This window comes from Saccharopolyspora sp. NPDC050642, assembly GCF_040654735.1.
In the GTDB taxonomy this organism is placed as follows: domain Bacteria; phylum Actinomycetota; class Actinomycetes; order Mycobacteriales; family Pseudonocardiaceae; genus Saccharopolyspora; species Saccharopolyspora elongata.
The window spans coordinates 16,556-27,527 of the sequence record NZ_JBFAIN010000044.1; the positions used below are offsets into that span (position 1 = coordinate 16,556).

Annotated in this window: 8 protein-coding genes and 1 pseudogene; 7 read left to right on the forward strand and 2 right to left on the reverse strand. The window is 63.5% G+C overall.

Annotated elements, in window-relative coordinates; translation table 11 throughout:
- Nucleotides 1-56: 56 nt before the first annotated feature.
- The 6 genes and pseudogenes from AB0H93_RS38080 to AB0H93_RS38105 all read left to right on the forward strand — a co-directional run bounded on the left by AB0H93_RS38080 (nucleotide 57) and on the right by AB0H93_RS38105 (nucleotide 6,234).
- Nucleotides 57-2,564 carry a helicase C-terminal domain-containing protein gene (locus tag AB0H93_RS38080; RefSeq protein ID WP_358580292.1) on the forward strand — a complete coding sequence of 836 codons (2,508 nt, stop codon included), beginning with the start codon at nucleotides 57-59 and terminating at the stop codon, nucleotides 2,562-2,564.
- 456 nt (nucleotides 2,565-3,020) lie between these two features.
- Nucleotides 3,021-3,290, forward strand: coding sequence for a hypothetical protein (locus AB0H93_RS38085; protein WP_358580296.1), 270 nt, complete (start codon nucleotides 3,021-3,023; stop codon nucleotides 3,288-3,290).
- Nucleotides 3,290-4,570 (forward strand): putative T7SS-secreted protein, encoded by a 1,281-nt coding sequence (locus AB0H93_RS38090; RefSeq protein ID WP_358580370.1) that lies wholly within the window; start codon nucleotides 3,290-3,292, stop codon nucleotides 4,568-4,570. Before AB0H93_RS38085 ends, AB0H93_RS38090 begins: the two co-directional genes overlap by 1 nt.
- Before the next feature lie 26 nt (nucleotides 4,571-4,596).
- Entirely contained in the window at nucleotides 4,597-5,190 is a 594-nt protein-coding gene (locus AB0H93_RS38095) for a hypothetical protein (protein ID WP_358580298.1), read from the forward strand.
- Between the two features lie 83 nt (nucleotides 5,191-5,273).
- A pseudogene (locus AB0H93_RS38100) lies at nucleotides 5,274-5,516 on the forward strand (HNH endonuclease); the annotation flags it as partial.
- A gap of 133 nt (nucleotides 5,517-5,649) precedes the next feature.
- On the forward strand, nucleotides 5,650-6,234 hold the full coding sequence (locus tag AB0H93_RS38105; RefSeq protein ID WP_358580378.1) for a hypothetical protein: 585 nt from the start codon (nucleotides 5,650-5,652) through the stop codon (nucleotides 6,232-6,234).
- Between the two features lie 173 nt (nucleotides 6,235-6,407).
- Here AB0H93_RS38105 and AB0H93_RS38110 read toward each other — a convergent pair whose 3' ends face one another.
- Nucleotides 6,408-6,809: a DUF397 domain-containing protein gene (locus tag AB0H93_RS38110; RefSeq protein WP_358580300.1), complete on the reverse strand. Its 402-nt coding sequence runs from the start codon at nucleotides 6,807-6,809 to the stop codon at nucleotides 6,408-6,410.
- A complete protein-coding gene (locus tag AB0H93_RS38115) occupies nucleotides 6,809-7,657 on the reverse strand; it encodes a DUF5753 domain-containing protein (protein ID WP_358580303.1) in 849 nt (282 codons plus the stop codon). The genes AB0H93_RS38110 and AB0H93_RS38115 overlap by 1 nt, the downstream gene beginning before the upstream one ends.
- Before the next feature lie 1,130 nt (nucleotides 7,658-8,787).
- Here AB0H93_RS38115 and AB0H93_RS38120 point away from each other — a divergent pair.
- Nucleotides 8,788-10,972, forward strand: a 2,185-nt coding sequence (locus AB0H93_RS38120; protein WP_358580305.1) for a tetratricopeptide repeat protein, incomplete at its 3' end; no start/stop codon positions are given.

Consider the following 10,972-nt stretch of genomic DNA (forward strand, 5'->3'; position numbering starts at 1 on the left):
GACGTTGACGATCAGCAGTACGGGTGTCGACACGCGAGCTCTTGGGGAGACTGATAATGGCGGGACTCGACTTCGGCAGGTTGGCGAAGCGCTCGGTCGTGGATACGGCGACTGAACCAAGACGAATATTCGCCGCACTGCCGGCCCGCGATCCGAAGTACACCCGCCCCTGGGATGTGCAGACCCAGGTGTGGGACCGATGGCATGACCGGCGCACTGAGTCTGACCTACTGGTCAAGATGAACACAGGGGGCGGTAAGACTGTGGTCGGGCTGATGATGCTCAAGAGCTGCCTCAATGAGGGAACCGGCCCGGCCGTCTATGTCACGCCCGATACCTACCTCGCCGACCAGGTCAGGGCGGAAGCCGACGCCTTGGGTATCGAGACAACTGACGATCCCCACTCCAGGCGGTTCCAATCGGGAAAGGCCGTCCTCGTCACTTACATCCACAAGGTGATCAACGGCCGATCGGTGTTCGGCGTTGTTGGCGATACCAGGCAGCACATCGAGATGAGCTCGGTGCTGGTTGACGATACGCATGCCTGTCTGACGACAGTGGAAGAGCAGTTCACCCTTACGATTCCCCGTGACCACGTTGCGTACAACGAGCTGTCCAATTTGTTCGATGATGCACTACGCGACCAGTCCCCCTCTGCAGCCCGTGACCTGGCCGATGACGTGCCCGGTGTTGCACTGCGCATTCCGTACTGGGCCTGGGCCGACCGCCGTGAGCAGGTCCTCGACACCCTGCGTCCGCACCGAGCGAGCACCAACGAGTTCACTTTCGTGTGGCCCCTGATTCGGGAGGTACTGCACCTCTGCGATGCGGCGATCAGCTACAGCCAGATCGAGATCAAACCTCCCTGCCCACCGATCGACCGGATTCCCAGCCTGGCCGCTGCCAAGCGACGGATCTATCTCACCGCAACCCTGGCCGACGACAGTGTTCTCGTCACGCACTTCGACGCTGCGCCTGCCACCATCGCGACCCCGATCGCCCCGCAAACCGCCGACGACCTAGGCGACCGCATGATCCTCACCCCATTGGAGACCCACCCCGGAACCACCGACGAGGAAGTACGCGACTTCCTCGTCGAGCAGGCCCAGCGCCACAACGTCGTGGTCATCGTGCCGTCCGGCCGCCGAGCCGCATTTTGGCGAGAAGTTGCCTCCGCCGAGCACGACAGCACCACCATCCACGACGGCGTCCGTGCCCTGCGTGAAGGACACGTCGGCCTGGTGGTTCTGGTCAATAAGTACGACGGCATCGACCTCCCCGGAGACGCCTGCCGCATCCTCGCCCTCGATGGGCTTCCCGAGGCATACAGCGCGCTGGATCGCATCGAAGCCCTCGCCTTGGATGAGAGTGACGCGATGATCACCCGTCAGATTCAGCGCATCGAACAAGGCATGGGCCGAGGGGTACGATCCAATGATGACCACTGCGTGGTCTTGCTGCTCGGTTCGAGACTCACCCAGCGCCTGCACAAAGCCGGCGGAGTGGCCAAGTTCAGCCCGGCGACCCGCGCCCAACTCGTCTTGTCGGAACGGGTTGCCGATATGCTCCACGACGACGATGTGCCGTTCAGCGAACTCGGTAGTGTGATCGACCAGTGCTTGGAGCGTGATCCCGAGTGGGTCGCCGCGAGCCGCGATGCCCTTGATGGCGTCACCTATCCAACCACCAGCACCGTATCGGACATAGCCATCGCTGGTAGGGAAGCATTCCGGCTGGCCGAACTCGGCCAGTACCAGGATGCCTGCAACAAGATGCGCGAGGCCGTCACCGCCGCCCGCGGCGATCGGCGGCACGAAGGTTGGCTCAAACAGCGAGCCGCTGGCTACCTGCACCTGACCGATCCCGCCGCCGCGCTGCAGATGCAGAAGTCCGCGCAGATGGACAACAAGGCGGTCTTGCGCCCGCGGGACGGCGTCGAGTATCAGCGCTTGAGCAGCATCGCCGACCAGGCCCGGCAGGCTGCCGAGTACCTGACTTCCCAATACAGCAACGGGAACGACCTGATCGTCGGCATGGCGGCTGTCCTGGACGACCTCACACCGGACCCCGATCCGGCCAGCGTGCCTGTCTTCGAAAAGGCCATGCACGATCTCGGCATGCATCTCGGGTTCGCCGCTCAACGCCCCGAACGCGACACCGGGGAAGGCCCGGACGTGATGTGGTCCCTGGGCGAATTGGACTACCTGGTCATCGAGTGCAAGAGCGGTAGTACGACGGATGCGATATGGCGTCGTGACGCTGAACAGCTATCGCATTCGATGGACTGGTTCGCAGAAAAGTACGACCACACGTGCAGCGCGACACCGATCCTGATTCACAATACCTTTATGCTGCATGGGCAAGCCTCAGCGCGTCCGGGGACCAGAGTGATTACCTTTGCCAAGCTTGCCAAGTGCCGTGACGCTGTCAGCAAGTACGCCTCCGCGCTGGCAGCGGGCAACAGCTTCCAGGACGCTGACAAGATCAGCATTCAACTCGCGACCTGGGGTCTTAACGGCAAGTCGTTCGTTCAGAGGTGGGGAGTGGCGCCGCGCAAGCCCTGAGTGTTCAGCGGACCACCCGCGAGCAACATGCGGATAAGGAAGGAATGAAGCGACTGGGGTCGCTCCATCCACCCTGGGATGCCCAGGTTGTCGAAGATGTCGCCACCGCTCGTTCTTGGTGGCACCTCCACGGTTTGACTAGCTCCCAGAGCAGTCAACTGCTTGAAACTGGCCGGCGCAGCGCCGGCTGACCGATACGATCGCCTCGCGGGCGGCCTCGGCGGCCGGCAGTCCTGACTCGTCGGTTGTTCGTTCGCACTCATTCCAGGATCGGAAATGAGATCCGAGACTTGCGTCTTGATCCAATTGGGCGATGTGCACTGAAGTCCGCCCGAGGCGGTGCCGGCTTTTCCTAGCCTGTGGGTCGTTCAGGATGAACCGATCTTGGGGAGGATCCCACTCGTGGGGGACGGATTTCGCGTCGATCTAGCGGCACTGAAGGACGCGGCTGGCGGGGTGTCGGGAACGTTGGAGCAGGTCAGCCGCCGCAAGGTCAGCGACATCGACTGTGACAAGGCGGCGGTGGGCCACGGCCGGCTGGCGGACACCGTTGAGGACTTCTGCGATCGCTGGTCGCTGGGAGTGGAGAACCTCGCCAAGGATGCGCAGGAGATCTCCGGGCGGCTCACCGAGTGCGTTGCGGTGTACGAGGAGCTGGACCAAGGAGCGCAGGACCGCTTCAACCAGATCCTGCAGGGCATGGGTGAGGATCCGGCAGCGCAGTGATGGCGGAACTTGGCGAGACCAGCGATCCCAAAGCGCTCGTACCCGGGAACGCAGACAGAATCCACAAGACAGCCTGGTCGATGACCGTGTACGGCGACCTGCTGCATGAAGCCGGAACGGGACTTCAGCGGATCGATACCACCGAGGGCTGGAACGGCGAAGCGGCCGAGCAGTTCCGGTCGGCCTTCGACGGTGAGCCGGCCAAGTGGCTGGAGGCCGGCGACTGCTTCCACACCGCGAGCACGGCTCTGAAGACCTACAGCGCCACGCTGACGTGGGCCCAGGGCCAAGCGGCCGAGGCGGTCCGGTTGTGGGACCAGGGCCAGGCCGCGACCCGCGAAGCCGCTGCCCAGCACGACGAGGCCGTGCAGCAAGCCCCGCCCGGTGCTCCGGTGGTCCCGTTCACCGATCCCGGCGAGGCCCAGCGGCAAGCCGCTCGTGACACGCTCCACCGAGCCCGCAGCCAACTCTCCGCTGCGGGCGAAGTCGCCGCCGATGCCGTGGGCCAGGCCCGCGATCGCGCTCCGGAGGAGCCCGGTTGGGTGGAGCAAGCGGCGAGCGCGGTTGGCACCGCTGCCGCGCACGCGGTCAATGCCGTGGCCTCGTTCGGCAACGCCGTGATCAACCACTCCGAGCTGGTGCTCGGCGCGGTGGGCGGTGCCGCGCTCACCGCGGTCAGCTCTGCGGGCGTGGCCGCCAGCGGGGCACTCGACGCCACTGGAGTCGGAGTCATCGCCGGCGGACCCCTCGGAGTCGCCTCTGCCGCCGGAGTCGTCACCGGAGTCGGCATGGTGGGGGCTTCGATCGCGGGGATGGCCTACGAAGCTGGGGGCGACGATGCGGTCGAGGTGTTCGATACCGACGGCAGCGACGATCTGCCGAACCAGTCCACTGAGGCCACCGCGTGGGACAACGTCATCGGGAACGCACCGAACCCGGCGGACATCCATCTCCCGGAACTCGACGGAATCCATATCCTCGACGGCGGCGCCGACGGAACGGGCGGTCACTTCTACGGCACGGGAATCCCGAACAAGACCGAGTTCCCCGAATCCTGGGATGACGCCGCGATCCTCGGCGCGGTCGAGGAGGTGGCCAAGAACCCGGACAGCCCGCCGGTGCTGTCCGACAGCGGGAACTACCGAGTCAGCGGAACCGTGGACGGTGTCGAGATCGGCGGGTATGTGACCCCGGAGGGACAGGTCAAGACCGGCTTCCCCGTGCGCGGCGAGGGAGTCGTGCGCAACGACGAGTTTGGCAACCCCCACCCAGTACCCTGAAGCGAGTGAGCGGAGAAAGAGCGACGATGGACACCAAGCTCAACGAGGCAGTACGCGAGCTACTGGAGCAGCTCGCCGAACGCCTCCCCAAGCGTCGGCTGCCTGCATACCGCGCACTCGGCGAGGCCGGCGAGTCGGCTCAGTTGCTCAACGAGCTGTGCAAAATCCTGATCGGCCGCGGCACCGCAGTGACACCAGCAGAGAAGACAACACTGACCCAGCTGCTTGCTACCGTCCCCGCCGGCGACTACGACTACATCAACAACCGCGACCGGACCCTGGCAGCGATCCAGGTCGCCGAGCAGCCACAGACCACCACCCACGACGACTTGCGTGCGCTCAGTGCGGGTACACATGCCCTTCTGGGACGTCTGGCCGATCGCCTCCCACCAGACCGGTTGGAGGAGTACCGCACGCTGAGTCGTGTCGGTGAGTGGTCGATGCTGGTCGATTTGTTGTCGGCGAGCCTGGTTACCCGACAGATCCCGATCAGTCCTTCCGAACGGGATGCACTCGCCGCTCTGCTGAGCTGGTTCCGCCCGGCCGCGGTTGCCGATCTCGCCTACATCCGTGACCGCGAGAACACTCTCGCGGCGCTGAACGTCACTGACAAGCGCTGAGCGGACCACCGCGAGCCCGTCGTGGAAGCGCTACGAAAAGAGGCGGAGGAGCTGTCGGGTCCGTGTGGTAGCGAGTAGCCACCATGTCGAACCGGAAACACAACGCCGCTGCCGAAGCTGTCCTGTTCGCCGTATCCACCCGATGTGCCTACCCGGACTGCCGGATTCCTACCGTCAGCCTCACTGCTGATGAGAAGGCGTCCAAGAACGTGCAGGCCGCGCACATCGTTCCCGTCTCCAGCTCCATGCCCCGCTGGCGAAAGATGGATCCAGCCGCACGCGACAACTACCCGAACCTGATCCTGCTGTGCACCGCGCACCACAACCTGGTCGACAAGAGCGCCCGCGCTCACCAGTTCACCGAGGCGATGCTGCTGCAGTGGAAGCACGACGCCGAACACGAGTTACGGGAGAAGTTCGACGGGATCGGACCGCTACACCTACACCGAGATCCAAACGATGATCGCTCTTGCGAACCAGCACAGCGCCAAGGTGATCATGTCTGGCATCGGCCAACTAGGGAACAAGGTCGACGCTGGAACAGCGAAGATCCTCACCGTGCTGTACCAGCAGGCCACAGACAAACGCCGCGACTACGAAGCCGCCGCGATGTTGCACACCGCCGCCGAGAGGCTGGCCGCTGGTGGCTTTATCGAAGCGGTGAATTCGCTGGGCAGGGCTACCGGTCGACTCGGGAACTTCGAGGACAACGTCACCAAGTTCGGCCAAGCTGCTTCCAGCATGCAGACGATCAACCTCGGTGATTTCATCAGCGCAGCGGGCAATGCCAGCGTCGCAGCACACGCGATCCAGAGCGCTGCGGCCAGCAACGGCCCCGATGTCTCCGAACTCGCCCACACCGTCTCGCAGCACATCATCACCACACTCAACGATGAGGGCGCTACCCGGCGGCGGGATTTCACCAAGTCCCACGAGGTCTCTCGGATCGACTGGAAGCATGTCTTGCTCACCGGGGTTGCGCTAGGTGTTGTCCTGTCCGTTCTGATCATCTGGGCTGCGGTGAAGCTGACTCAGGGACCGTGATAGCGGCGACCGTTCCGCTCACCCTGCACCCGACGTTCCGGAGACGGGAAAACGCCGCAGCGCTCAGCTGTCGATGACGAAAGCGGGGTGGCCGGGATGTCGACCACGCCCGCATCAGCATCCCTTGTGAACTGTGATGGTCGTCGCTCTTCCAGCTCAGATGCGGGGGACGGTTATCCGCACAAGGTCATCTCCGGCGTGTTGTCGTGGTCAAACTCGCCTCGGGCGACCCCATCCCGGAACGCCACGACCTCGGCTTCGGTGAACGTCAGCTCCACGGCCGTTCCACCAGACTGAGGCACGGCGCTACGGAAGGTGTACCTCCCGTCAGGGCGGCGTGTCATTTCCAGGCAGAGGCCGCTGGTCTGCCCGGAGCGGGCGCTGGTGAGGAATCGGTCGAACTGCGCCTCGGTGAAGACGAGGCGGTGGTCGTCTGGGGCTCCGAAGACGGTCTTGTCGTCGCGGAGTTCGACCCAGCCGTTCCGGCGGGCGACGCGCACACACTCCTGGTTTGCGTGGCTGGCGCTTGCCTTGCGGAATTCGTGTTCGGCGAAGGCTGGCCGGGTGCTGGTCATCAGCGTTCTCCTCTGATGCTCACTTCCTGAAGTCCTGGAGGACCGACTTCAAGAACTTTCGGGTCTCCTCGAACCGTAGCGCCGGCGTTGGAGACGCGAGCCCAGGCCGCTTCGTGCGCAGCGAGTGCCTTCTTGTCGTCGAGGTAGCGGATCTCGCCCTCACCCTCGACGTAGACCAACTCCAGCGGTCCAGCCGCGCCAGGCGAGGGCACATGGATCAGCGTGAACGGGCTCTTGATGGGTGAACGCTGGCCGGCTGGCTGGTCGAAGGGCATGACCTTGAGCATGATGTTCGGCCGCTTGGATAGCTTGATCAAGTAGTCGATTTGTTCACGCATGACGTCGGCATCGCCGCAGGTACGCCGCACGCAAGACTCGGAGAGGACGAACTGCACAACTGGCGGCTCCGGCTTGTCCAGGATGTCTTGCCGAGCGAGCCTGGCCTTGATTCTCTCTTCCAGAGACACATCCCTGCTTTCCGGCTGTTCAGCGTGTTGCGCCCGGACGTAGGACTCGCACTGCAGCAGTCCAGGCACGACCTCGACCTGAGCCGCGCGGATCTGGTCGGCGTGCTTCTCCAGGTCCACCAGCAAGCGAAGATCCTCGGCGTAGGCGCGGTTGTGCCCGGTACTCCAGAAGCCGCGTTTGTGGTTGTCTCGTCGCAGCTCGCGAAGGACCTCTTGATAGCCCTCGTCATCGAAGCCGAGTCTGTCGGCGAGCATGACCAGGTCACCTGGCGAGATGCTGCCGCCTCCGTTGATCAAGAGTGCGATGCGGGACTGGCTCGTCTCGATGAGCTTGGCTGTCTCGGCCTGCTTCCCATCCACCAGCACCGCATACCGCAGCACCCATCCAGAAACCGCCGCTCAAACGCATACTGCGGCCCGTCGCTAGGCCGATCGCCGGGAAACACCGCCGGAGAAATCGCGCTGCCCAGCCGCCGCAACTCCGTTGACACCACCGCACAGCTCGGCCCACCCGCCTACACCGCGGACAACAACCTCTCCAACGTCGCCGAACCCGACACGTGCAAACCACCTTCCAATTATTTGAAAATCATTCGAGGTTTCTGAAAAATTGACCAGGCTACCTCGGCGCGGAACCGTAGCTGAACCCCCTGACAAGCTCAGCTGCCGTCCGTCGATCCACAACTGCGGACGTTCACCTCAATGCCGGTCAAGTCGACAAAAGTCCACAGTGGTCGATTCGTAATGGCGTGACGCTACAAGGGGACTCGTGCATTGAATGCGCTGGTAAACCAGTAACAGCGAAGTTGCCCCTTGAACGCACAAGGGGCGGGTGAGAATCCCCACGAGCTGCGTGACGAAGCGCGTCGGATCAGCTCTCACCGCAGATCTGAGGCTCCACGTGCCTCGATGAAGGACTCTTCGTCACGCGGCAGACCCCTGAAAGCCCCGCCAACAGCTAGGCATCGCGATCCGACTCGCTCGATACGGCCACAGTCACCCACCGTGATCACCCAGGCGCCTCTGGGTTACGCTAGCGCACTAGGGGAGTGAAGAATTAAGACTTCACGTGTATCAGATACAGGGGGTTTTCGAACGTGGGTGGGCTAACGCTGGGCCGTCATCGGGCTGTTCTCGGTCATGTGCGCGCAAGCTGTGGGGTCCCTGACCTGGCTGACCAACAAGAACGCGCCGGGGCGGTCTTGGCGGGTGTCGTGTCGACCGGTCTGACCTTCACCGCCGCCGCGCGGCTTCTCCTACCATCGCCAGCCTGAACTGACTCTACAGCAGTAACCCAGTGCGAGAAACGATGCCGTGTGGTGCGGGCCAGCGATTTCGCAGCGGCGGTGTAGTACGGACGCTGTCCTGCTCGATGCTCACATCGAGCAGACTGCCCTGGCGTCTGGCCAAGACGTCGTCGGCATGTTGGGCACTGTGGCGACGAAGGGGGAGATGTCGTCGCCAAGCGCATCGAGTCCTGGTCAAGTCACTGAAGGTTTGCGGAGCCCCACGTGTTCAAAGGCGGAAAAGGCGACAAGGTCAAGCAATCCCGTACCCGGGCCGGTCGTGACATCATCGGTACTCAGGTTGTGCACCAGAGTGGCCCGCAACGCGTGTCATGGCCGGTACTAGTGGGTGTGGTGCCGCAACTGGCGAACTCTTTCCAGCAGCGCACGTTGAGCGAGGAGCTCGCGCAGGCGGTGGAATGTGATGGAGCGTCGGTGGGTAGCCAGCCTGCACCTGGTGACACGTCGGGCCACTCACGTCACCACATTTTGACAGGGTTGGGAGGGGGCGGTAAGACGCAGCTCGCCGCGCAACTCGCTCAACGGTTTCTACGCCAGTGGCACCAGTCAAAGGACAACCATCAGCTGGACCTGCTGGTATGGATTACAGCGGATTCCAGGGAAGCGGTCGTCAACGGCTACGCCAGGGCAGCCATCGATGTCGGCGCAGACGAACAGAGCAAACTCAAAGACCTCACTGCCGAACAGGCTTGCCAGAAGTTTCAGGCGTGGCTGGCGACCACGTCCAAACGATGGCTCATCATCCTGGATGACCTGCAAAACCCCCGTGACCTCAACGGACTCTGGCCACCCGAAACTGGTCATACCGTCGTGACGACCCGCCGTCGCGGCGAATCTGCCTTCGACGGCCGGCATGTCATCGATGTCGGCCTTTTTGGTGCACAGGAGGCACTCAACTACCTCCGCGCCAAACTCGGCGCCCGTGGCCGGACCGCGGAGGCGGCCGAACTCGCTCAGGATCTCGGGTTCTTGCCGTTGGCGCTGGCACAGGCAGCTGCCTACATCGCCATGCGCAACATCACGTGTGCGGAATACCGGCGACGACTAGCCGATGAGACGCGACGGCTGGCCGACGTAGTTCCTGATCACGATGGTCTTCCGGACGAGCACCGCACCACTGTTGCGGCGACATGGTCGCTGTCGATCGATGCGGCCAATCAGCTCTCTCCAGCAGGACTTGCGCGTCCGCTGTTGGAGTTGGCTTCGATACTGGACCCCAACGGCATACCCCCGGGCGTTTTCACAGCGCCTCCTGTCCTGCAGCATCTTTCTGCGATCACGTCGGCTGACACCGTGCGTGCCGAGCATGTTTGGGACGCGCTGTGGAACTTGCACCGTCTCAGCCTGGCGACCCGTGACATCAGAAGCGGGCGTCATGGCCTACGTGTGCACGCTCTTGTGCAACGCGCCACCCGAGAAGATCTTTCGGGCCACCATACGCTGGCGGAACTGACACAATTTGCTGCAGACGCCCTCGTCCATATCTGGCCGGGGGACGATGCGGGCGCCGCTTTCGAGCAGGTTCTGCGCGACAACGCCGCGAACCTTGGTTACCACGGCGGGCAGCATCTTTGGAGCGTGGATGGGGCACACCTCGTGCTTTTTCGCGTCGGCCGGAGCCTGGGGATAACGGGAAACGTCTCCGGTGCGGTCACCTACTTCCAGCATCTCTATGACCAAGCCGAGCGTGTCCTGGGTGCTGACCACACCGACACGTTGATCATTCGCCACTGTCTTGCTGGCTGGCGGGGGAGGGCGGGAGACGTGGCCACGGCCGTTGCCGAGTGCGAAGTGGTGCTGGCCAGCACGCTGACGCGGTTCGGTCCCAAAGACCCACTTACGTTGGCTGTTCTGCATAATCTTGCGTTCTTTCGAGGCAAGGCAGGCGATGCAGCGGGGGCGATTGTCGCGTTGGAGGAGTTGTTGGCTGGTCAGCTGCAGGTGCTGGAGCCTACGGATCCTGCGACGTTGATGACCCGGCGCAGTCTTGCGACCTGGCGAGCCCAGTCCGGCGATGTGGCTGGGGCGGTGACTGAGCTGGAGGAGTTGTTGGCTGGTCAGCTGCAGGTGCTGGGGCCAACGGATCCTGCGACGTTGACAACCCGACGCGATCTTGCGAATTGGCGTGACTGGGCCGGTGATGCAGTTGGAGCCGTTGCCGCGTGGCAGGAGTTGTTGGCTGGTCAGCTGCAGGTGTTTGGGCCGTATCATCCTGGCACCTTGACCGTTCGGCATGAACTTGCGAGCTGCCGGGGTCGGGCTGGGGATGTGGCAGGGGCGGTGACCGAGCTGGAGGAGTTGTTGGCTGGTCAGCTGCAGGTGTTTGGGCCGTATCATCCTGGCACCTTGACCGTTCGGCATGAACTTGCGAGCTGCCGGGGTCGGGCTG